This window comes from Endobacterium cereale, from assembly GCF_009617585.1.
Lineage (GTDB): Bacteria > Pseudomonadota > Alphaproteobacteria > Rhizobiales > Rhizobiaceae > Neorhizobium > Neorhizobium cereale.
The window spans coordinates 264,818-288,617 of the sequence record NZ_WIXI01000046.1 but is presented as its reverse complement, the minus strand read 5'-3'; the positions used below and the strand labels follow the sequence as shown (position 1 = coordinate 288,617).

The window sequence follows — 23,800 nt, the reverse complement described above, 5'->3', positions numbered from 1 at the left end:
TCCCCATGCAGGTGAAACGACATGACGAGCAGCAGCAACCTCCCTCAGGTTTTTGATACGATCGAAAAAAAGAAGGAGGTTTTTACAGAGCTTGCCAATCGCGTCTGGGAAACGCCTGAAACCTGCTACATGGAAACGCTGTCGGCCGCCGCGCACCGGGAAATGCTGGAAGCACAGGGTTTTGCCATCACCGACAACGTCGCCGGCATCCCGACTGCGTTGATCGGTGAAGCAGGCGAGGGTGGCCCGGTTATCGCCTTCCTGGGTGAGTTCGATGCGCTGGCAGGCCTCAGCCAGAAGGCTGGCGAAGTTTCGCATGATCCGCTGATCACCGGCGCTAACGGTCACGGCTGCGGCCATAATCTCTTGGGTTCTGCCTCCATGCTGGCTGCCACGGCACTGAAGGATTGGCTGGAAGCAAGCGGCACGCCCGGCCGGGTGCGCTATTATGGCTGCCCCGCCGAAGAAGGTGGTGCGGCAAAAGCCTTCATGGTGCGTTCGGGTGCTTTCGAAGATGTCGATATCGCCATCAGCTGGCATCCCAGCAATTTTGCCGGCGTGCAGCGCGAAACCTCGCTTGCCAATTGCCGCATCGATTTCGTGTTTCATGGCCGCGCCGCCCATGCGTCCGCCGTACCGGAACTCGGCCGCTCCGCACTCGATGCCGTCGAACTGATGAATGTCGGCGTCAATTACCTGCGCGAACACATGCAGCAGGATTGCCGCATCCACTACGCCGTGCTCGATACCGGCGGCATTTCGCCCAATGTCGTGCAAGCCTATGCCAAGGTTCGTTATGTGGTGCGCGCGCCCGATCTTCCGGGCCTCCTGTCGCTGATCGAGCGTGTCAAGAAGGTGGCACAGGGCGCGGCGCTGATGACCGAAACCACCATGGAAAGCACCATTCTTGCCGGCGTTTCCAACCTGATGGTCAACACGCCGCTGATGGACACGATGCAGGACATCTGGGACAGCGTCGGCACGCCTGAATTCGAAGCGACCGATATCGCCTTCGCGGAAAAAATTCGCGCCACGCTGTCTCCGGAAGATATCGCCGCCAGCTGGCGTCAGGAGGAACTGGACGAGCGCGATATACCGCTCGCCAACTTTGTCCTGCCCGCCCATACCCGTCTGAAGCAGATGGGCGGCTCCACCGATGTTGGTGATGTCAGCTGGGTGGTGCCGACCGTTCAGGCCTATGGTCCGACCCTTGCCATCGGCACGCAGCTGCACACATGGCAGGTCGTGTCGCAGGGCAAGAGCCCACTGGCGCACAAGGGCATGGTGACGACTGCCAAGGTCATGGCCGCCACCGGCCTTGCCGCCATGCAGAGCGAACAGTTGCGCGAAGCCGCCTGGGCGGATCTGAAGCGCCGTCAGAAGGGTATTGTCTATACGAGCCCGATCCCGGAAGGCGCCGAGCCGCCGGTCGCTGCCATGGCTTCCAAGTAAACGCACTGATCGGAAACCGTCTTGTGATCGGGCTGCGTGACGATGTCATGTGGCCCGCATTGCAGGCTAGCTGCCCGCGCCTATATTGGCCGGCATGCTTGAAACCTTTTACGCCTATTGGCCGCATATCTTTCTTGTCCTGTCGATCGTGATGGGCGTCCCGGCGGCCATCCATGCCACGATGACCAAGGTGGAGGTCCGCTCCGCTGTCGGCTGGGTCGGCGTCATCATCCTGTCGCCCTTCATCGGCGCGCTTCTTTATTTGATCGCCGGCGTCAACCGCATCCGCCGCAACGTCCTCGGTTTCCAGCGGTCGCGCGTACAGTACGGCGCGTTTGCGCATCTTGAGGCTTATGATGTTGCCTCCGAGACCGTGGCGACATCCTTTGGTCACCGATTTCTCGCCATGAAAACGCTGGGTGATCGCGTCGCGCGTCACGCCTTCACCACCGGCAATGCGATCGAGGTTTTCGACACCGGCGACAAGGCCTATGGCGAAATGCTGAAGGCGATCGCCTCGGCAGAACGCAGCATCCTTCTCGAAACCTATATTTTTGATCGTGATCGTATCGGTACACGTTTCGCCGAAGCACTGATTCAGGCAGCACGGCGCGGTGTGGCGGTACGGGTCCTGATTGATGCCGTCGGCGCCCGTTATTCGGTGCCGAGCATTTTGGGCATGCTGCGTGATGGCGGCGTCCGGGTGGAAGTGTTCAACGGTAATGTCATCATTGGCCTGCGCCTGCCTTATGCCAACCTGCGCACCCACCGAAAGATCATCATCATTGATGGCACGGTTGCCTTCACCGGCGGTATGAATATCCGCGAAGGGTTTTCCGCCGAAATATCCGGCGATGCGAGCGCCTTCGATACGCATTTCCGCGTCACCGGCCCGGTTGTGACGGACCTTTTTGCCATTGCCTCGGAAGACTGGCAGTTCGAATCCGACGAGGTGCTTGATGGCGATGCGTGGCAGATCACGGAACCGCAAAAGCAGCCGGGCGAACCGGTTCTGCTGCGCGCCGTCGGTTCAGGTCCCGACCGTAGCAATGAAACCAATCACAAGATGCTGATGGGCGCGTTTTCGATCGCGCGCAAATCGATCCGCATCGTTTCGCCCTATTTCCTGCCGGATCGCGAACTGATCACCGCACTCATCACTGCCGCCCGCCGGGGTGTCACGGTCGATATCGTCGTGCCGGACGCCAACAATCTGACGTTGGTCGATCGCGCCATGACCGCGCAGTTTGACCAGATTTTGAAGAACTATTGCCGCATCTGGCGTGCCACCGGTGCCTTCGACCATTCCAAGCTGATGGCAATCGATGGCTGCTGGGCCTATGTCGGCTCGTCCAATCTCGATCCGCGCTCGCTGCGGCTGAATTTTGAGGTCGATCTCGAGGTACTCGATCGCGATTTTGCGGAAACGCTCGAAAGACGCATCGACAAAACCATCGAAACCGCCTCCGCTGTCACGCTGGACGGCCTGCGCAACCGTCCTTTTGTTGTGCGCCTGCTGGAAAGAATCCTCTGGCTCGGTTCGCCTTATCTTTGACTTACCCCGCCGTTAACGAGATCCGCATTTAACAAATTTGGAACGCTCGGGCGGCTAGGGTATTTTATCAGTCAAAGGATTGCCAGCGATGACCAAACCCATGCGCAGCAAGCGTGACACGCTCCCGGCGAGCATTATCGCTTCCATTCGCAATCGCAAGAGACGCGATGCCGGCCCTCATCCGCATGACCCCGCGGAAGGCATGCTGGTCGCCTCCTACAATGTTCACAAATGCGTTGGCGTAGATGGTCGTTTCGATCCGGAGCGCACCAGCCACGTTATCCGCGAGATCGGTGCGGATGTCATGGCGTTGCAAGAGGCGGATACACGGTTTGGCGAACGTCGTGGCCTTCTCGACCTGCACTGGCTGGAGCGTGAAACCGGGCTGACGCCGGTGCCGGTGTCCGGTGTTGCACGTGCACACGGCTGGCACGGGAATGTCGTGCTGTTCCGCGAAGGCCTGGTGCGTGATGTGCATCAGGTAAAACTGCCGGGGCTCGAGCCGCGCGGTTGTCTCGTTACCGAAATCGAATTTAACAATGGCGCGACCTTGCGCGTTATCGCTGCGCATCTCGGCCTGTTGCACCGCTCGCGCCACCAGCAGACAAAGATGATTTTGGAGATCATGGGCGCGCGCTCCGAGCAGCCAACCGTATTGCTTGGCGATCTCAACGAATGGCGCCTTGGCGATCGCTCCTCCCTGCATGGTCTGTCGAGTGTTTTTGGCGCTACGCCAAAGGCGGTACCCAGTTTCCCGTCGCGCCTGCCGGTCCTGGCGCTTGACCGTATCATGAGTAACCGAGACGGTCTGATCGACCGCGTGCATGTGCATGACAGCGCACTCGCGCGGGTCGCTTCGGATCATTTGCCGATCAAGGCCGTGGTGCGCTCGAAAATGCCGCTGTCAGTCTCCGCACAGGCGTGAGCGTATCTCGGCGGCGATCGCCAGAGAGGATGTCAGTCCGGGGCTTTCTATCCCGAACAGATTGACCAGTCCGGCAATGCCATGAGCCTCCGGCCCGTCGATGCGAAAATCTGCCGCCGGCGCGCTCGGGTCGCCGATTTTTGGCCTGATCCCCGAATAACCCGGAACCAGCGCATTTTCCGGCATGTCGGGCCAGTAACGTCTGATAGCATCGGCAAACCCATCCGAACGGCGCGGATCGACCGCGTATTCGATCTCTTCCACCCATTCCACATCTGGTCCGAACCGTGCCTGCCCGCCCATGTCGAGCGTCAGATGCACGCCAAGACCATGAGTATGCGGGGCAGGATAAATCAGCCGGGAAAACGGTGCGCGGCCGGTTAGCATGAAATAATTGCCCTTGGCATAAAAGGTTTCAGGCACGAGATCAGGTGAAAGCCTATCGATCAGCCGGGCCACCCGTGACGCATGCAGGCCACCGGCATTGACCAGCATCCGGAGGTCAACGACATCGGCTCCTTCCCGCCAACCCAGACAGTGAAGCCGTCGCTCGTCACCTCTGCCCGCTCGAACGGCGACAGAAGCGCGATCGCCGTACCATGTTCCTCCGCGTCTCCGCGCAATGCCAGCATGTAGCCATGGCTATCGATGATGCCGGTGGAGGGCGAAACCAGCGCCGCCAGGCAGCAAAGCGCCGGCTCCAGTTGTCTTGCTTCCTCACTGGAAATGAGTCTCAGATCGTCGCAGCCATTGGCGCCGCCCTTAGCTTTCAAATCCTCCAGTATCGCCACTTCATCGTCGGTCGTCGCGACGATCAGCTTGCCGCAGCGGCGATGCGCTACACCATGATTTTCGCAATAGTCGTAAAGCCTGCGCCGCCCCTCGACGCAAAATTTTGCCTTCAAACTTCGCTGCGGATAATACAGCCCGGCATGGATCACTTCGCTGTTGCGCGATGACGTGCCCGTGCCGATCGCATCCGCTGTTTCGAGAACGATCACCGAAAGGCCGGTTATTGCCAGTTCCCGTGCCGTCGCCAGTCCGATCACGCCCGCCCCGATCACGATGACATCGATATCCGTCGCCATTCCTGCTCCTCTCGAATTTTTACAGTTTTTTTACACACTGTGAGCTTGGAGAAAAATACTGCGCGAAATGCTGAATTTCGGCTCAGACGAAAAAGGATTTTCTAAGGCAGCCCGGTAGCCACGCAAGTTTATCTCTATCGAACTGGTAGAGTTAAGATAGGATGGTGTTTGCTCGATCATGAGCGAATGGCTGGAGGACATCATGCGGCATCTCGATACACATGCGCCCCACCGGCAACTTTCCGGACGTCACAACAAGTGGCATTCTGCGCTGCAAGCCACTTTGGTCGCGGCTGCTTTTGCCTTCGTCTGCGCCGTCACGCTAGGGCTTTTCCCGTAAGGGGAAAGCCAGATCACTTCAACAAAACACCTGCCGCGCGCCGCGCGGCAGGTGTTTTGTCTTTTGAGATCAGGCCTTCAGCCAGTTTTCCGCGACATCCACCCAGAAGGCGGTGCCGATCGGCAAAGCTTCGTCGTTGAAGTCGAAGCGCGGGTGGTGCAGTGGCGGGTCGTTTTCGGTGCGTTTGGTGCCGAGCAGAAAATAGGTTCCCGGCCGCTCGCTCAGCATATAGGCAAAGTCTTCGGCTCCCATCGAAGGCCGGGGCAGGTCCTGCACCTTGTCCTCGCCGATCACCTGTCGGGCCAGATCGCGGATGAAGGCGGTCTCGGCGACATGGTTGACGGTCGGGTGGTAACCGCGCTCATAAATCACCTCGGCGCGCAGGCCATAGCTTTCGGCCTGGCCCTCCGCCACCTTGCGGATGCGTTCTTCCAGAAGGTCGCGTGTCTCCGGATCGAAGGAGCGGATGGTCAGCACCATTTCCGCCCGCTCGGGGATGACGTTGCTCGCCTTGCCGCCATTGAAGGCCCCTACGGTGACGACGGCGGAATCAAGCGGATGCACGTTGCGTGAAACGACGGTCTGCAAAGCCATGATGATGCTGGCACCCGCGACGATCGGGTCGGATGCGTCCTGCGGTTCGGCGCCGTGGCCACCATGTCCGTGCACGATGATTTTGCATTCGTCCACCGCTGCCATGATCGGCCCGTCGCGTACGACGATATGGCCAAAGGGCAGTGCGGGGTCATTGTGCAGGCCGAACACGGCGTCGCAGGGGCATTTGTCGAACAACCCGTCTTCGATCATCAGTCGCGCGCCGCCAAAATTTTCCTCGGCCGGCTGAAAGATCAGGTGGATGGTACCGTCGAAATTGCGACGCTCGGCGAGAATTTTTGCCGCCCCGAGCAACATTGCCGTATGGCCGTCATGGCCACAGGCATGCATCAGGCCTTCGTTCTTGCTGGCGTATTCCAGTCCGGTTTCCTCATGGATCGGCAGCGCATCGATATCGGCGCGGATGCCGATCGAGCGGGCGCTGTTGCCATTGCGCAGCGTGCCGACAACGCCGGTCTTGCCAAGCCCACGCGTCACCTCGTAACCGAGTGCTGTCAGTTGCGCGGCAATGAACTCGGATGTGTTGAATTCGGAAAGTCCCAGTTCCGGGTTTTCATGCAGAAAACGGCGCGTCGCCAGCACTTCCGGCATATAGTTGGAAAACTGGATCGTCATCGTTGTTCCTTTCTGCTGCGAGGCTGAAAAAGCCACGAAATGCGGCATTTCTCTGCTTGTTTTATGTTGGTATCCGGCAAGGCTCGCGCCGGTCAACAGGTTCCGGATGTGGTCTTTGCCACGCAGCGACTAAGGAGCGTCTTTTGCCGGTCATAAAAGCATAGCAATCTGTATTCCAAGCGGCTGAATACGTTCAGGTTTCATTCAGGCCGGCGGTTTTAGACCGTTCAGTCCTTATTATCCTGGAGGAACAGGTGAGCCGTTGCTGTCTTTCGATTTGCCATATTGCGCTTGCCCCCTATCTCCTCCGTGCCCGCAGCTTCGTTCGGACGGTGTCCGGATGATACCTGTAGCGAAATGACAGGTGGGGTCGCCGGGCCCGTTTAATCCGGTAGCGCGCCACCCCGACGACGACATTCCTCTTTCAGAAGCCGAGACATGTCCTTTCATAATACGCCGACCGCCCCTCGCGAAACCGATACCAGACAGATCGACCATAACGAGGCGATCCGTTCTACCTATCTGACGATAGAGGAGTTGCGCGAATGCGGGGAAACGCTGGCGCGCGACGGAACGCAGACGCTGCCCGGCCTGATGGAGTTTTCCTTCCGCGAACGTCATCGTGAAAACGAAGCGGAGATCCTCAAAGTCTACCGCACGACGGCCAAGGATGTTGACGCTGGTGCCACCATTACGCCGGCTGCAGAATGGCTGATCGACAATCACTACATCGTCGAGGAAGCCATTCAGGAAGTCCGCCGCGATTTTCCGAAGAAATTTTATGCGCAGCTGCCGACGATGAAGGTCGGAAGCATGGAGCTGCCACGCGTGCTGGTCATGGCATGGCTTTATGTCGGCCACACCCACAGCACCGTGTCGCGCGACAAGCTGACGGCGATTACCGAAGGTTTTCAGGTCCATCAGCCGTTGCAGATCGGCGAGCTCTGGGCGCTGCCGTCGTTCCTGCGTTTCGTGCTGGTGGAAAATGCCCGCCGTATCGCGGTGCGCGTTGCCCGCTCGCGCAATATGCGCCTCAAGGCCAATGAGGCGGCCGACGAGGTTATCCGTCTCAACGATCCTGTCGCCAGCGCCGAACTGCTGAAGCAGCTAGAACCGCTGACCGAAGACAACACGTTCAACACACAGTTCCTATACCGCCTGCGCAATGCGCCGCAGAACCAGGGTGTTGCTCTGGAGTGGCTGGAAGAGCGCATGCGCCGCGCCGGCACTGACGCCGAAGACGTGATGATGGCGGAACATAACCGCCTGTCCTCCGGCAATGTCACGATGGGCAACATCATCAAGAGCCTGCGTGAGATCGACGATACCGAGTGGAGCGTCTGGTTCGAGGAAGTCTGCCTCGTCGATCAGGTTTTCCGCGAGCAGAGCGACTACCAGGTTCTCGATTTCGGTTCGCGCAACTCCTATCGTAACCGTGTCGAAAAGCTGGCCCGTCGCACCAAGAAGTCGGAAATCGATGTCGCCAAGGCCGCCATCCAGCTGGCCGAGGATGCTGCAAACACGCCTGATGCGGATCAGCACAAGGCCAATGTCGGCGCGTTCCTTGTCGGCATGTACCAGCAGGAACTCGAAAAGAAGATCGGTTACAGGCGCAGCCCCTGGCAGTCTTTCCTTGCCAAGGTGCAGGGCATGCGCTGGCTTTCGGTCGCTGCTCCTGTTCTTCTGATCACCGCGCTGGTTCTTGCCGCAGTCGGTTATTTCCTCGCCTCGGCCGGCATGTCCTGGCCGGTCATCCTGCTTTTCCTCGTGATGTTCGCGCTGCCGGCATCGGAAGGTGCAACGGGTCTCTTCAACACGCTGGTCACCTATGTGGTGAAGCCGGCGCGTCTTGTGGGGTATGAGTTCAAGACTGGCGTGCCGGAAGAAGCGCGCACGCTCGTCGTCGTGCCCTGCCTCATCAACAATCGCGATACGGTCGATGAACTCGTCCGCAATCTCGAAGTCCATTATTTGGCCAACCCGCGCGGCGAAGTCTATTTCGCGCTTTTGAGCGACTGGCGCGACGCGCAGGTCGAGGAGGCCGAAGGCGATCTCGAAGTTCTCGAATACGCCAAGCGCGAAGTCGCCAACCTGTCCGCCCGTTACGCCTTCGATGGCGGCACGCGCTTCTTCCTGCTGCATCGCCGCCGCCTCTACAATCCCTCGGAAGGCGCCTGGATGGGCTGGGAGCGCAAGCGCGGCAAGCTGCATGAACTGAACATGCTGCTGCGTGGCGACAAGGACACCACCTATATGGCCGGCGCCAACACCGTGCCGGACAATGTCCAGTACGTGATGACGCTCGATGCCGACACGCGCCTGATGCGCGATGCCGTCACCAAACTGGTCGGTAAGGCGCATCACCCGATGAACCGCCCGGTTCACGATCCGCGCACCGGCCGTGTCGTTCAGGGTTACGGCTTGTTGCAGCCGCGCGTCACCCCGTCGCTGACGACGGGCAAGGATGCTTCGGTCTTCCAGCGGATCTATTCCGCCAGCCGCGGTGTCGATCCTTATGTCTTCACCGTCTCAGACGTTTATCAGGACCTGACGGGCGAAGGCTCCTTCACCGGCAAGGGCCTTTATCACGTCGATGCGTTCGAACATTCGCTGCGCGGTCGTATCGACGAAAACACCGTCCTCAGCCACGACCTTCTCGAAGGCTCCTTCTCGCGTTGCGCTTTGATCACCGACGTCGAACTGGTCGAGGATTTCCCGACCCGTTACGAAGTCGAAGTCTCGCGCCAACATCGCTGGGCGCGTGGCGACTGGCAGCTGCTGCCTTACATCGTCGATCCGATGCGCGGCGTGACAGCGCTCGGCCGCTGGAAGATGATCGATAACCTGCGCCGTTCGCTGACCCCGATTGCATGGTTCTTCGCCTCTGTTCTCGGCTGGTATTTCATGTCGCCGCTCGGCGCGCTGATCTGGCAAATTCTGCTGATCTTCATGCTGTTCGTCGCACCCACCCTGTCGCTCATCCGCGGCATTGTGCCGGGTTCGACCGATATCGTGCCGCGCGCGCATTTCCACTCGCTGTGGACCGATGTGCGTGATGCCAATGCGCAGGTCGCATTGCGCATCGTCTTCATTGCCGATTCCGCCTGCATGATGACCGACGCCATCGTGCGTTCGCTCTACCGCCTGTTCGTCAGCCGCAAGATGATGCTGGAATGGCGCACCGCCGCCAGTATTCAGGGTTCTGCCCAGGGCAGCCCGCTCGATTATTACCGGCAGATGTGGCATGCGCCGGTCGTGGCGCTGCTGGCGCTCTTCCTTGCGGCCCTTCCGGAAGACAATGCCTTCCTGATCGGCCTGCCCTTCGTCACCCTCTGGGTGCTGTCGCCGCTAGTCGCATGGTATGTCAGCCAGTCGGCCGAAACCGAAGACCGCCTGTTCGTTCCCGAGCCGGTTGCCGTCGAACTGCGCAAGATTTCGCGTCGCACCTGGCGTTATTACGAGACCTTTGTCACGCAGGAGCAGCACTTTCTGCCGCCGGACAATTTTCAGGAACGCCCTGAACCGATCATCGCTGCGCGCACGTCGCCCACCAATATCGGCGTTTATCTCCTGTCGGTCGTCTCGGCCCGTCATTTCGGCTGGATCAGCTTTACCGATACCGTCGAGCGGATCGAAAACACGCTCGCTACCGTCGAGAAGATGGACAAGCATCGTGGCCATCTGTTCAACTGGTATTACACCGACACGCTGAAGACACTTGGCGCGCGCTATGTCTCGACCGTCGACAGCGGTAACCTTGCCGGCCACCTGATCGCCATCTCGTCGGCCTGCCGCGAATGGGCGGAAGCGCCGTCCGCGCATCTTCAGGGCAATCTCGATGGTATCGGCGATGTCGCCGGAATCCTCAGCGAAAACCTGAAGTCCCTGCCGGATGACCGCAAGACCGTGCGTCCGCTGCGTCGCCGTCTGGAAGAGCGTATTGCCGGTTTCGCCAACGCACTCGCCGCCGTCAAGCGCGAGCACGAATTCGCTTCGATCCGCATCATCAACCTTTCGGTTCTGGCACGCGACATCCAGAAGCTTGCCGTCAATCTCGATCATGAGGTCGGCTCGTCGCAGTCTGGCGAAGTCGTGCACTGGACCGACTATCTGGTTGCCGCCTGCGAAGCCCATATCGCCGACACCACCTTCGATCACTCGACGCTGGAACTGATGCGCAAGCGTCTGGCCGTGCTGCGTGACAAGGCGCGTTCGCTCGCCTTCGGGATGGAGTTCACCTTCCTCTACAACAAGGACCGTCGCCTTCTGTCGATCGGTTACCGTGCCGAGGAAAACGAACTCGACGAAGCCTGCTACGACCTTCTCGCCTCGGAATGCCGCCTCACCAGCCTGTTCGCCATAGCCAAGGGCGACCTGCCGACCGAACACTGGTATCGCCTCGGCCGTCAGGTCGTGCCGATCGGTTCACGCGGCGCGCTGATCTCGTGGTCGGGTTCGATGTTCGAATACCTGATGCCGCCGCTCGTCATGCAGGAGCGTCAGGGTGGCATTCTCAACCAGACCAACAATCTGATCGTTCTCGAACAGATGAACCACGGCCGCCGTCTGGGTATTCCGTGGGGCATTTCGGAAGCGGCGTTTAACGCCCGCGACCATCAGCTGAACTATCAGTACACCAACTTTGGCGTGCCCTCGCTTGGCCTGAAACGTGGTCTTGGTCAGAACGCCGTTATCGCGCCTTACGCCTCGATCCTCGCCAGCCAGTATGCTCCGCATGCGGCGCTGGAAAACCTTGAAAAGCTCAAGGCCGTCGGCGCGCTCGGTAAATACGGTTTTCACGATGCCGTCGATTTTACGCCGACCCGCGTTCCGGAAGGCAAGCGCTGCGCCGTGGTCTACAACTATTATGCCCACCACCATGGCATGTCGATTGCAGCCATCGCCAACGTCGTCTTCAACGGTCGCCTGCGTGAACTCTTCCACGCCGATCCGGTGATCGAGGCAGCCGAACTGCTGTTGCAGGAAAAGGCACCGCGCGAAGTGCCGGTGATGAGCGCCAAACACGAGGAAACCCCCGGCAGCGGCCAAGGCGAACTGTTGCGCTCGGAAATCCGCACCATCAACGATCCGGCCGCTCAGGATCGCCAGCTGGTGTTCCTCTCCAATGGTCACTATTCGACCATGCTGACCTCCACCGGCACCGGCTCCGCCACCTGGAACGGCTTGTCCGTTTCCCGCTGGAAGCCGGATCCGACCGAGGATCGCTGGGGCCAGTTCATCTTCCTGCGCGACACCGCCACCAATCAGTGGTGGTCGACAACGGCCGAACCTCGCCGTATCGAAGGCGAGGAAACCAAGGCTGTCTTCGGTGACGAAAAGGCCGAATTCCACAAGACGGTCGGCACGCTGACCAGCACGGTCGAATGCATTGTCGCCACCGAGCACGATGCCGAAGGCCGCCGCCTGACGTTGCTCAACACCGGCACGGAAGACCGATATATCGAGGTCACCTCGTATCTCGAGCCGGTCATCGCCCACGATAATGACGACAACGCCCATCCTGTGTTTTCGCGCATGTTCGTGAAGACCGAGATCGGCCGCCGTGGTGACGTCATCCGTGCGACGCGCAACAAGCGCACCTCCGGCGATGCCTCCATGTGGGTGGCGCATCTGGCCGCCGACAATGCCGGCTCGTCGCGTCCGACTGAATTCGAAACCGACCGCCGCCGTTTCCTCGGCCGTGGCCGCTCGCTGTCTGAAGCTGCCGCCTTCGATCAGGATGCGACGCTCTCGGGCACGGACGGTTTCACGCTCGATCCGATCATGTCGCTGCGCCGCGTCGTGCGCGTTCCGGCCGGCAAGAAGGCCACGGTGATCTTCTGGACCATCGCCGCCCCGATCCGCGAAGAACTCGACGTTGCCATCGAACGCTATCGTCATGCCGATGCCTTCGGTCACGAATTGACCCAAGCCTGGACCCGCGTTCAGGTGCAGATGCGCCATATCGGCATCAATTCGCAGCAGGCCGCTGCCTTCCAGCAGATCGGCCGTTACCTTGTCTATCCGGACATGAACCTGCGCGCCGATGTCGCCACGCTGGAAACCGGCCTTGGCCGTCAGTCCATGTTGTGGGCGCAGTCGATTTCGGGTGATCACCCGATCCTGACCCTGCGCATCAATGACGAAATGGACATGGAGGTCGCCAAGGAAGCGTTTTCCGCCCAGGAATATCTGCGCTCCCGCGGTGTCACGCTCGATCTCGTCATCGTCAACGAAAAGCCTGCCTCCTACGCGCAGGACATGCAGCACGCCATCGACAAGCTCAGCGAAAACATCCGCAAGCTCGGCCAGACGGAAGGTGCCCGCGAGCACGTCTTCTCGCTGCGCCGCGACCTGATGGACGAAGAGACATGGGCAGCCTTGATTGCCGCCTCGCGCGTCGTCCTTCACGCCCGCAACGGCAAGATCATCGATCAGGTCACCCGTGCCGCAGCCCTTGCTCCGGCATCGGCAGTCGCTGAAGCCAATCGTCAGACCCTGCTGTCTGTCGAAAATTTTGCCGCACCTATTGCTGGCGAGGCGCCTGCCGATCTCGATTTCTGGAACGGTTTTGGCGGCTTCTCCAAGGACGGTTCCGAATATGTCACCCGTCTCAACGGCGGTGGCTCGACGCCTCAGCCGTGGATCAACGTCATCTCCAACGAAAACTTTGGTTTCCACGTTTCGGCTGAAGGTGCCGGCTACACCTGGAGCCAGAATTCGCGTGATTACCAGCTGACGCCGTGGACTAACGATCCGGTCATCAACCGTCCGGGCGAAGGTTTTTACCTCACCGACCTCGACAGCGGCATGATGCACACGCCGTTCGCCGCCCTGTCGCGTCGCCCAATGACCAAATTCGAAGCCCGTCACGGCCTCGGTTATTCGGTATTCTCCGCCGATGACGAAAGCCTGAAGATCGAACTGACCCAGACGGTTGACCGCATACGTCCGATCAAGCTGTCGTCGATGAAGATCCGCAACAGCGGTTCGGAAACCCGTCGCCTGCGCGTTTACGGTTATGTCGAATGGGTGCTGGGCCAGAACCCCAAACGGTCTGCCCCGTTCATCCTGTCGGGCCGTGACGAGGAAAGCGGCGCACTCTTTGCGACCAACCGGTTCAGCAACGATTTCCAGCGCACTGCCTTCTTCGTGGCAAGCGAACAGCCGTCCGGCTACACCACCAGCCGCCGCGAATTCATCGGTCGTCATGGCTCGGTGGCACTGCCGTCGGCTGTCGTTTCAGGATCTGCCCTCAGCAGCGCCATGGAACTGGATGGTGATCCGTGTGCGGCTCTGGCATGGGATATCGAAATCGCACCGGGTGAAGAAAAATTCATCACCTATGCGCTCGGTGATGCCGCCACCCGCGAGGAAGCAGCGGCCTATGCCTCCGGCATCCGCTCGGAAAACTTTGCAGACATTCTGGCGAAGACCCAAGCCTTCTGGCAGGAATTCACCGGGCGCCTGAAAATCTCGACGCCTGACAAAGCGCTGAACAACATGGTCAATCACTGGCTGCCCTATCAGGCGCTGGGATGCCGCATCATGGCGCGTTCGGCCTTCTACCAGTCGAGCGGCGCTTACGGCTTCCGCGACCAGTTGCAGGATACGCTGGCCTTCCTCATCCACGAACCGGCCCTGGCGCGCCGTCAGATCATCAATGCCGCCTCCCGCCAGTTCAGGGAAGGTGATGTGCAGCATTGGTGGCTTCCGGCCACCGGTGCCGGCGTGCGCACCAATATTGCCGACGATGTGGTCTGGCTCGCTTATGCCGCCAACCAGTATATCGTGGCGACCGGCGACAAGACCCTGCTCGACGAGGAACTGCCGTTCCTCACCGGTCAGGCATTGGCTGCCGGCCAGCACGATATCTTCTTCCAGCCGGGCACGTCGGAAGAGACGGCAAGCCTCTACGAACATGCCGCCATCGCTCTTGATCTCGCCATTGAGCGCACCGGGTCGAATGGCCTGCCGCTCATCCTCGGCGGCGACTGGAACGACGGCATGAACCGCGTCGGTTCCGGCGGCAAGGGTACCAGTGTTTGGCTCGGCTGGTTCCTGGCCAGTGCGCTTCGCAGTTTTGCGCCGATTGCCGAAGAACGTGGCGACAATGCCCGTGCCACACGCTGGACGGCGCATCTCGCCTCGCTCAAGCAGGCGCTGGAAACAGCGGGCTGGGATGGCAGCTATTATCGTCGTGGCTATTTCGACGATGGCAGCCCGCTTGGCTCATCGGAAAACCTCGAATGCAGCATCGACAGCCTCGGGCAGTCGTGGAGCGTGCTGTCGGGCGAAGGTGATCCGGAACGCGCGAAGCAGGGCATGGACGCGGTTGTCGAAAAGCTGATCGATGAGCAGGCCGGCATCATCCGCCTGTTCACGCCGGCTTTCGCCAACACCCCGCAGGATCCGGGTTACATCAAATCCTATCCGCCGGGCGTGCGTGAAAACGGTGGCCAGTATACCCACGCTGCCATCTGGGTGGTGCTGGCGCTGGCAGCGCAGGGCCGCAACGAGGATGCCTGGAAGGCCTTCCAGATCCTCAACCCGGTCAACCATGCGCTGACGCCTGATGCGGCCGAACAGTACCGTGTCGAGCCTTACGTTATCGCCGCAGACGTCTACGGCGTTGGCGACATGACGGGCCGCGGCGGCTGGACCTGGTACACCGGTTCCGCCGGCTGGCTCTACCGCGCCGCCATCGAAGGCATTCTGGGCATCAAGCGGGAAGGTGGCCGTCTCCAGGTCAACCCGGTCATCCCGGCCGAATGGGATGGTTTTGAGCTCGATCTGACGCTGCCGGAAGGCACGTTCAAAGTTGCTGCCAAGCGGGCTGCGGGCGGTGATCTTGCTGTCACCGTCAATGGCGCTGCGCTCGATGCTTCGGGTGGTGCGGTTATCGGCGGTGCGGCTCCGGCTGCGCCGGTGGCAATTGCCGCTGCGCCTTTGACGACTGTGTCGGCTCCGGAAAAGCCTGTGAAGGTTGCTGCTGCAAAGCCCGCCCGGGTTACCAAGCCCAAGGCGGAAACCCCCGCCACCGCAAAGCCGGCGGCAGTCGCCAAGCCAAGGACACGCAAGAAGACAGAGGAGTGATCCCGTCGACTTGCTGATCTGATCAGAACCCGCTCTCCGGTTGGAGGGCGGGTTTTTCGTTGGTTGTATGGGTGAGTAAACAAGAGGTTGTGATTTGACGGCGTTTCCTCTGCTCCGCCATGCCGACCCTCCATCGTCATCCTCGCCCTTGTGGCGGGGATCCAGCAGCGCCGCGTCTGTAGAGTGATGAACTCAGTGACGGGGTCGCTGCGAAGAAAGAGTTCTCTCACCGCGCAGACGCGCGGTGGCTGGATTCTCGCCACAAGGGCGAGAATGACGGAGAAGAGAGCACATCGTCCCCCAAGCACCCAAAATTGACAAAAGCCCGTGGATGAAAAGAGGCCTCGATTCAACGAAATCAATATCTTGAGTCGGAGTTCATCCACGCATTTCCGGACCGTGCGATGCTTCACGTGTTCCATCGTGGATACACCGGGAGGCGTCCCGGCGAGTTGGAGCCGGCGCTGGTGGTGGAGAAAAGACGTAAGTCTCCATCATTGGGGTTCGCGGAAACTGGTTCCCCTCTGGCGACACGGGGGAGGTTTTGCGGGCATCAAACCTCGCAATGCCTCTGAAGCCCGAAAGAGCGCGCCGGGCGTGCCTGTGCGGCACACATGATCGTCAGCCGATTGGAAACCGTCGGGATGGCTTTTGCAGAGGGACCGAAGTCGCGGGCAAAAACCGCCGAAACGGGGCACGTCGTGCGCCATTATAAAATTTAATTAGGAGGCACAGGACGTGCCCCGGCCGCATAACCCGGAAACGACGCCGGGAGTTTTTTGAAAATCGAAGATCACCAAGGGGCGACTCTGCCTTATCATCCCGATATACGTCAGCCATCACACACAAAAATGCCCGCCGGTCAGGGCGGGCATCGCAGGGGTTATGCTGGCAAAACTCACTCCGCCGCAGTCTTGCTGTCGTCGGTCAAAAGCCCGCTGGTCTTCAGCAGCGAGGCAAACCGGCCGCCCTTGTCACTCAACTCGTCGAAGCTGCCCATTTCGGCGACACGGCCCTGTTCCAGGAAGATGACCTTATCAGCGTCTCGTACGGTCGAAAGCCGGTGGGCGATGATGAACGTGGTGCGGTTTTCGCGCAGGCGGTCGATCGCCACCTTCACCCGTGCCTCGGTTTCCACGTCGAGAGCGCTTGTCGCCTCGTCGAGCACAAGGATGGGGGCGTTCTTCAGGATGGCGCGGGCGATGGCGATACGCTGGCGTTCGCCGCCGGAAAGCCGGTTGCCGCGCTCGCCGACCGAAGTGTCGAAACCGGTCAGGCGGGTCTGGATGAAATCGGCGGCTGCGGCGGCTTCAGCAGCGGCCAGCACTTCCTCTTCCGTCGCACCGTCCCGGCCCAGGCGAATGTTTTCGCTGATCGAGCGGTTCAGCAGTCCGGCATCCTGAAACACCGTGGCAATCGAATTGCGCAGCGATTTGCGGGTCACGGTGGAAATATCCGTGCCATCGACGAAAATCTTGCCGGTGTCCGGCTCGTAGACGCGCTGCAGAAGATTGACCAGCGTCGTCTTGCCGGCGCCGGTCGGGCCAACGATCGCCACCGTCTCGCCGGCATTGGCGACAAAGGATACGTCATGTACGCCCTGCGACGTACCGCCAAAGGCAAAGTTGATGTTGCGGAATTCGACCTTGCCACGAACTGCTCCCAATTCGGCAAGACCTGCTGGCTCTTCGCGTTCCTCGACGGAATCTTCCAGCACGAAAAAGTCGTCTAGCTTGGCGCGAGCCTCAAAAATCTGGGTGGCGAACTGGCGCAGCAGATCGAGGCGGCCGATCAGCAGGTTGGCGAAGCCGATAAAGGCAATGACGTCACCGATCTTGAGTTCGCCGTTCTGCACCAGCATCGTGCCAATAACGAGGATGATACCCATGGAAACGGTGGATGCGGTGCGGTTGAGTGCACCGGCCAGCGCCCACCAGTCGAGAACCGGATATTGTGCGGCCAGCAGGTTTTTCGTGTAGTCCCGCAGTGCCCGCGTTTCCTGCTCGATGCGGTTATAGCTATGCACGACGGAAACGTTGCTGATCGAATCACTGACGTGGGAAAAGACGTTGTGATAATGGCTTTCCACGGAGGCCTGACCCTCCTTGGTGCGCTTCATCACCATGCGACCGATGAACCAGTAGACAATGCTGAGCGCAAAAAGCACGAGGCTGAGGCGCCAGTCCATCGAAATGGCAGTGGGGATCAGCAGCAGAATGGCAACGGCGGTGGCCAGATGCGTGCGCATGAATTCCAGCCACAGGCCGAACAGCGTTTCGGCGGCACGCAACAGCGTGTGCAGCGCATTGGATGTGCCGCGCTTGTGGTGCCACGAAAGCGGCATGGAGATGATGCGGCCAAAGGCTTCCGTCAGAAGCGTGGCGCGGCGCCCATGCGCCAGCCTGTCGGCTTCGCGGGCCACCAGCACATAGGCAATTGTGTTGAACAATCCAAAACCTGCCCAGGCAAGCAGGATGGGCGTTACTGGACTGTTGGAGGATATCGCATCAAAAATCCGTCCGAACAGGATCGGCTCGATGATGGAGACGGCCGCGAGCACGACGTTGGCAATCACCACCACCGTCACCTTGAGGCGGTTGGCGCCAAGATAGGTCAGGGCTCTCCAATAGATCTGCAGCAGGCTCAATGCGTCATCCTCTGATGATATTTCTTGCTTTTTCTAGCTCAGGGAACCTGTATCGGTGCTGAACGTCCGCACATAGCGCATATGCCCGTGATAACCAGTCAAGGTACTGTTTTCGCCAGAATACTGCAGCTGGCGGCATTCGTAACAACTGATTCGTTGTGGATGGAACAAAAATGACAGTCGCCACGTTGTCGCGGTCACGAAGCTAACCAATTCGTGTTGGAGAAGTGAAATGCTCGGTACAATCTTGCTCGTCGTCCTGATCCTGCTCCTGATCGGCGCTTTGCCGAATTGGGGTCACAGCCGCAGTTGGGGTTATGGTCCCTCCGGTGGATTGGGCCTGGTTGTTCTGATCTTGATCATCCTGCTTCTTATGGGCAGGATTTAACAGGCGGGGGGACCCCGCGTTTTAGGGAAGGAAGTCGTTATGAAAAAGATTGTGCTCGTAGCTGCCATGGTTGGCGCTCTCGCATCCTGCACCTCCACGGAGAAGGGCACCGCCATCGGCGCCGGTTCCGGCGCGCTGATCGGTGGCGCTGTCACCAACAGCTGGGGCGGCGCAGCCGTCGGCGCAGTTGCTGGTGGTCTGGTTGGCGCCGCGATCGGCGAATCGCAGAAGCGTCAGGGCTACTGCATCTATCGCGATCGTTATGGCCGCACCTACGAAGCTCGTTGCCGCTAATCTGACGGCTTGAACTTCCAGAAAACCGGCGCGGAGATTTTCAGTCTCCGCGCCGGTTTTCTTTTGCCTGATGTCAGGCGAAAAACTGCCCACCGTTCGCACTGAAGGTGGAGCCGGTGATGAAGCCGGAATCGTCGGATGCCAAAAACACCACGCAACGGGCAATCTCTTCCGGTGTGCCCAATCGACCGATCGGAATCTGCGGTATAATTTTTTCTGCAAGCACATCCGGCGGTATCGCCATCACCATTTCCGTACCGATATAACCCGGGCAGATGGCATTGACGGTGATGTTTCGGCCAGCGCCCTCCTGCGCCAGCGCCTTGGTGAAACCGAGATCGCCAGCCTTGGCGGCGGAATAATTCACCTGTCCCGCCTGTCCGCGCTGGCCGTTGATCGAGGAAATGCTGATCACCCGGCCAAAATTGCGCTCGCGCATGCCGGGCCAGACCGGGTGCGTCATGTTGAAAAGCCCGGTCAGGTTGGTGGCGATCACCGCATTCCACATGTCCGGCGTCGTTTTGTGGAACATGGCATCGCGGGTAATGCCGGCATTGTTGACCAGCACCTCGACGGGCCCCAGCATCGCCTCTACCTCCGCGATCCCTGCGACACAGGCGTCGTAATCGCGCACATCCCAGCGAAACACCGGTATGCCGGTCTTTTCGTGAAAGGCGGTTGCCCGTTCGACATTGCCGGCATAATTGGCGGCGACCTGATATCCCGCCGCCTGCAGGGCAATGGAGATCGCAGCACCTATCCCGCGTGTGCCACCCGATACCAAGGCCACTCTGGTCATTCCCGGCGCCTCCGTTCTCATCCGCCGCCGCTGGCAGATGGTCGTTCACCTTACATCACATCGCTTCCAGGCACATAGCAACACCCATGCCGCCGCCAATACACAATGTCGCCAATGCCTTTGCTGCGGATCGGCGTTTCATCTCGAACAACAGCGTGTTGAGCACGCGCGCACCGGACGCGCCGATCGGGTGGCCGATGGCAATTGCACCGCCATTGACGTTGACGATTGCTGGATCCCAGCCGAGTTCGCGGTTGACGGCGCAGGCCTGCGCCGCAAACGCCTCGTTGGCCTCGACCAGATCGAGATCCGCAACCGACCAGCCGGCCTTCGTCAGCGCCTTGCGCGATGCCGGGATAGGTCCGGTGCCCATGACCTGCGGATCAACGCCAGCGGTCGCCCAGGAGGCGATACGGGCAAGTGGCGTCAGGCCACGGCGCGCTGCCTCCGCCTCGGTCATCAGAAGCACGGCGGCGGCACCGTCATTGATGCCGGATGCATTGCCGGCGGTCACCGTGCCATCCTTGTCGAAGGCTGGACGCAGCTTTGCCATCGTGTCCAGCGTGGCGCCGATGCGGATATATTCGTCGCTGTCGATCGTGACATCGCCCTTGCGGGTCTTCAGCACGAACGGCACGATCTCGTCGGCAAAACGTCCGGCTTTCTGTGCGGCTTCTGCCTTGTTTTGCGATGCAACGGCAAACTGGTCCTGCTCGTCGCGCGAAAGCTGCCACTGGCGGGCAATATTTTCGGCGGTGATGCCCATGTGATAACCGTAAAAGGCATCGGTCAGGCCGTCCGAGATCATGCTGTCGACCATTTTCAGGTCGCCCATCTTGGTGCCGTTTCGCAGATGCGCGACATGCGGCGCCATCGACATGGATTCCTGGCCCCCGGCCACCACGATGGCCGCATCGCCGGTGGCAATCTGCTGCATGCCAAGCGCCACGGCACGAAGGCCCGAGCCGCAGAGCTGGTTGACGCCCCAGGCGGTCGTTTCCTTCGGCGTGCCGGCCTTCATCGCTGCCTGTCGGGCCGGGTTCTGGCCTTCACCGGCGGCAAGCACCTGCCCCAGAATGACCTCGTCCACTTCCCCTGCATCCACGCCGGCGCGCTCCAGAACGCCACGAATGGCGGTGGCGCCGAGTTCGTGCGCGGGCACGGTCGAGAACGCGCCGTTAAAGGCACCGACGGCGGTGCGTGCCGCGGACGCGATCACGATTGAAGGCAGGCTCATGGGATATCTCCTCGGGTATCGGCATGGTTCCCTTGAAACTGGCAAAGCTCATGCGCCAAGTCAAACTGCATTGCACCAAAGCGCGGTAATGGCCGAAATGCTAATATGCCCGCATTTTCCGCGCAGCATGCCTTCATCGCAGCGCACAAAAACCCGTTGTCACTGCAACCGGTTTGGGCGTAGTGTTCTTGCGGGAGAGGAAACCCGCATAACAGAACGATGTTAAGGGGACGAGGAGGAGAATATGGCGAAGAATGAAGGCCAAGTTGTCATCAAGAAATATGCCAACAGACGCCTCTATAACACCGGTACCAGCACCTACGTAACGCTGGAAGATCTCGCCAAGATGGTCAAGAAGGGTGAGGAGTTCTCGGTTCAGGACGCCAAGACCGGCGAAGATATTACCCATTCGGTTCTGACGCAGATTATTTTCGAACAGGAATCCAAGACCGGCAACACGCTTTTGCCGGTGTCTTTTCTGCGCCAGCTGATCAGCTATTACGGCGATCAGATGCAGATGGTCGTGCCGACCTTTCTCGAACATTCGATGAAGACATTTGCCGACCAGCAAACGCAGATGCGCGAGCATATGACACGCACGTTCGGCGAAACACCGCTGACGAAAAACCTGCAGGCGCCGATGCAGATGATGGAAGAACAGGTGCGCCGCAATACGGAAATGTTCCGTCAGGCGGTGCAGATGTTCACGCCGTTTACAGGACAGGCGGAAGCCCCGCGTGAACCGCGCAAGCCGGCCGATGCCAAGGATCTCGACGAGCTGAAAGAACAACTGCGCTCGCTGCAGACGCGTCTGGACAGCATGACATGATCTGTCCCTGAGCTTTCTTCGGCATCTAAGGACAACAAAAAAGCCCGGTCGCGAGACCGGGCTTTTTTGAATGACTTCCGTCGAACAAGCTTATGCGCTTTCCTTCGGGGTCAGAACCTGGCGACCGCGGTACATGCCGGTCTTCAGGTCGATGTGGTGCGGGCGACGAAGTTCGCCAGAGTTCTTGTCCTCGACGAACGTCGGGGTTGCCAGCGCGTCGGTGGAGCGACGCATGCCGCGCTTGGACCGGCTAACTTTTCTCTTCGGTACTGCCATTTTAAGTACTCCAATTGACGTGCAGACTATAATCCCCGGCCGAGAAATCAGGCCGAATGGACGCGTCTGGAACTCGGAAATTGGGGCGGCTTATACATGCGGTATCGGCCTTTGACCAGTCCCCACAGTGATTTTCGAGTCGATTTTTGAGAATCACCCGATCGGGACTTTGATTCAGGCCTCATCCTCGGGAACGATCCAGCTTTCCGCCTTGGCCGCCGTTTCCCAACTCTCCCATGCAGGCGTCGCCTTCATCGCATCCATATAGGCACGGGTGTCGTCATCAACGGCAATGTCGAAGACATCAAAACGGTTGACCACAGGCGCATACATGGCGTCGGCGGCAGAGAAAGCGCCGAACAGGAAAGGGCCGCCGGAACGCTCGCGCATGTCCCGCCAGATCGTGGTGATGCGTTTCACGTCGTCTGCGACGGCCTTGGCCGTATCCGCATCGAGGTTGAGTGCGGCACGCGGGCGTCGCATGTTCATCGGGCAGGCATTGCGCAGGCCGCGAAAGCCGGAGATCATCTCCATCGAAATGGCGCGCGCCATCGCCCGGTCACCGGGATCTTCCGGCCAGAAATGTTTTTCTGGATAAAGCTCGGCAACGTATTCGATGATTGCCAGAGATTCCCACACGCGCAACCGGCCATGATGCAGAACCGGCACTTTTGCGGTGGGCGAGATTTCGGCAAAGCGTGGATTGCCGGCCGGCATGTCGAACGGGATCAATACTTCTTCGAACGGCACGTCAAAAGCCGTAAGGGCCATCCATGGACGAAACGACCAGGAGGAATAGTTCTTGTTGGCGATATAAAGCGTCAGTGCGTCCATGCCGGGATCTCCATTGGTGCTGAGGACAACCTAGTGGCAGGTTGCTGTCGTGACCAATGAAATCCTGAGAACCTATCTATAAAGGCAGGTGATGTAATCGCCGGCACCTTGCGCGCGACGCTCAACGACAGAGGCGAGCCGCTGCATGCCACGGCCAGGCTTGCTGGCCACACGGATGATCGGGTTCGGCAATGATACGGCGAGAAGGGCAGCCTGACGCCGGCTGAGTTTCGAGGCCGAGGTCTTGAAGTGTCGCTGGGCCGCCGCATTGGCGCCATAGGTCTGGGGCCCCATCTCGGCGACGTTGAGATAGATTTCCATCATCCGCTCTTTCGACCAGACGAAATCTGCCCACAACGCCAGCGGCATTTCCAGCCCCTTGCGCAGGAAGGACCGGCCATTCCACAAAAACAGGTTCTTTACCGTCTGCATGGGAATGGTGCTGGCACCGCGGGTGGATGAGCCGTCCAGCGCATCCTGAACCACGCCGCGCATCTGGTTCCAGTCCACACCGCCATGGGCGCAGAACTGGCCGTCTTCCGACATCATCACCGAGCGCACGAGGTTCGGCGAAATATCCTCGAAAGAGGTCCATTGACGGTCGTAACCGCGCAGCATTGCCAGATCAGCGATCATCAGTGTCGAGATCGGGCGGATGAACGGTATGGCGTAAAGGACGACGAGAAAATAGGGGAGGATCAGAAACGCCGCGATGACGAGCACCGCGTGTCGGACAAAGGGGGATGAAAGCATCCGCCTGTGACGGGATCTCGCCACTGGCTGCTCCTCTTTCCTGTCATGTTGTTCGAC

At 59.8% G+C, this 23,800-nt stretch carries 14 protein-coding genes and 2 pseudogenes; 8 read left to right on the top strand and 8 right to left on the bottom strand.

What is annotated here, in order from left to right; genetic code table 11:
• The first annotated feature begins 21 nt into the window (after nucleotides 1-21).
• From GAO09_RS18430 to GAO09_RS18420, 3 genes are all read left to right on the top strand, one after another.
• Complete coding sequence (locus tag GAO09_RS18430; RefSeq protein WP_153355666.1) at nucleotides 22-1,452, top strand: M20 family metallopeptidase; 1,431 nt, start codon at nucleotides 22-24, stop codon at nucleotides 1,450-1,452.
• A 94-nt stretch (nucleotides 1,453-1,546) separates the two neighbouring features.
• Nucleotides 1,547-3,007, top strand: coding sequence for a cardiolipin synthase (cls, locus tag GAO09_RS18425; protein ID WP_153355664.1), 1,461 nt, complete (start codon nucleotides 1,547-1,549; stop codon nucleotides 3,005-3,007).
• 88 nt (nucleotides 3,008-3,095) lie between these two features.
• Complete coding sequence (locus GAO09_RS18420) at nucleotides 3,096-3,932, top strand: endonuclease/exonuclease/phosphatase family protein (protein ID WP_153355662.1); 837 nt, start codon at nucleotides 3,096-3,098, stop codon at nucleotides 3,930-3,932.
• Here the strand turns inward: GAO09_RS18420 and GAO09_RS18415 are convergent.
• Nucleotides 3,912-5,020, bottom strand: a pseudogene (locus GAO09_RS18415) (NAD(P)/FAD-dependent oxidoreductase). The gene GAO09_RS18420 and the pseudogene GAO09_RS18415 overlap by 21 nt on opposite strands.
• A 178-nt stretch (nucleotides 5,021-5,198) precedes the next feature.
• Between GAO09_RS18415 and GAO09_RS18410 the strand changes: the two are divergent.
• The gene (locus GAO09_RS18410; protein ID WP_153355660.1) at nucleotides 5,199-5,360 is read left to right on the top strand and encodes a hypothetical protein; all 162 of its coding nucleotides are present in this window, start codon (nucleotides 5,199-5,201) and stop codon (nucleotides 5,358-5,360) included.
• Nucleotides 5,361-5,429: 69 nt separating this feature from the next.
• Here the strand turns inward: GAO09_RS18410 and GAO09_RS18405 are convergent, their stop codons facing one another.
• Nucleotides 5,430-6,590 (bottom strand): M20 aminoacylase family protein, encoded by a 1,161-nt coding sequence (locus GAO09_RS18405; protein ID WP_235938264.1) that lies wholly within the window; start codon nucleotides 6,588-6,590, stop codon nucleotides 5,430-5,432.
• Nucleotides 6,591-7,028: 438 nt separating this feature from the next.
• Between GAO09_RS18405 and GAO09_RS18400 the strand changes: the two are divergent.
• Nucleotides 7,029-15,377, top strand: a pseudogene (locus GAO09_RS18400) (GH36-type glycosyl hydrolase domain-containing protein); the annotation flags it as partial.
• Nucleotides 15,378-16,584: 1,207 nt separating this feature from the next.
• On the opposite strand, the gene GAO09_RS18395 reads toward GAO09_RS18400, so the two are convergent.
• The gene (locus GAO09_RS18395; protein WP_153355657.1) at nucleotides 16,585-18,333 is read right to left on the bottom strand and encodes a glucan ABC transporter ATP-binding protein/ permease; all 1,749 of its coding nucleotides are present in this window, start codon (nucleotides 18,331-18,333) and stop codon (nucleotides 16,585-16,587) included.
• 232 nt (nucleotides 18,334-18,565) lie between these two features.
• Here GAO09_RS18395 and GAO09_RS18390 point away from each other — a divergent pair, with 232 nt between their 5' ends.
• Complete coding sequence (locus GAO09_RS18390; RefSeq protein ID WP_112728864.1) at nucleotides 18,566-18,721, top strand: DUF3309 family protein; 156 nt, start codon at nucleotides 18,566-18,568, stop codon at nucleotides 18,719-18,721.
• A gap of 39 nt (nucleotides 18,722-18,760) precedes the next feature.
• Nucleotides 18,761-19,015, top strand: a complete 255-nt coding sequence (locus GAO09_RS18385) for a YMGG-like glycine zipper-containing protein (RefSeq protein ID WP_132277485.1) — start codon at nucleotides 18,761-18,763, stop codon at nucleotides 19,013-19,015.
• A 73-nt stretch (nucleotides 19,016-19,088) separates the two neighbouring features.
• Here GAO09_RS18385 and phbB read toward each other — a convergent pair whose 3' ends face one another.
• Together phbB and GAO09_RS18375 are read right to left on the bottom strand one after the other, a co-directional pair.
• Nucleotides 19,089-19,814, bottom strand: coding sequence for an acetoacetyl-CoA reductase (gene phbB, locus GAO09_RS18380; RefSeq protein ID WP_153355655.1), 726 nt, complete (start codon nucleotides 19,812-19,814; stop codon nucleotides 19,089-19,091).
• A gap of 55 nt (nucleotides 19,815-19,869) precedes the next feature.
• Nucleotides 19,870-21,051 carry an acetyl-CoA C-acetyltransferase gene (locus GAO09_RS18375; protein WP_153355653.1) on the bottom strand — a complete coding sequence of 394 codons (1,182 nt, stop codon included), beginning with the start codon at nucleotides 21,049-21,051 and terminating at the stop codon, nucleotides 19,870-19,872.
• 244 nt (nucleotides 21,052-21,295) lie between these two features.
• Between GAO09_RS18375 and phaR the strand changes: the two genes are divergently transcribed.
• Nucleotides 21,296-21,880 carry a polyhydroxyalkanoate synthesis repressor PhaR gene (gene phaR, locus GAO09_RS18370; protein ID WP_153355651.1) on the top strand — a complete coding sequence of 195 codons (585 nt, stop codon included), beginning with the start codon at nucleotides 21,296-21,298 and terminating at the stop codon, nucleotides 21,878-21,880.
• Between the two features lie 90 nt (nucleotides 21,881-21,970).
• Here the strand turns inward: phaR and rpmF are convergent, their stop codons facing one another.
• From rpmF to mtgA, 3 genes are all read right to left on the bottom strand, one after another.
• Nucleotides 21,971-22,156 (bottom strand): 50S ribosomal protein L32, encoded by a 186-nt coding sequence (gene rpmF, locus GAO09_RS18365; protein WP_112728869.1) that lies wholly within the window; start codon nucleotides 22,154-22,156, stop codon nucleotides 21,971-21,973.
• 174 nt (nucleotides 22,157-22,330) lie between these two features.
• On the bottom strand, nucleotides 22,331-22,990 hold the full coding sequence (locus GAO09_RS18360) for a glutathione S-transferase family protein (protein ID WP_153355649.1): 660 nt from the start codon (nucleotides 22,988-22,990) through the stop codon (nucleotides 22,331-22,333).
• A gap of 72 nt (nucleotides 22,991-23,062) precedes the next feature.
• Entirely contained in the window at nucleotides 23,063-23,743 is a 681-nt protein-coding gene (gene mtgA, locus GAO09_RS18355; protein ID WP_235938286.1) for a monofunctional biosynthetic peptidoglycan transglycosylase, read from the bottom strand.
• Nucleotides 23,744-23,800: the final 57 nt, after the last annotated feature.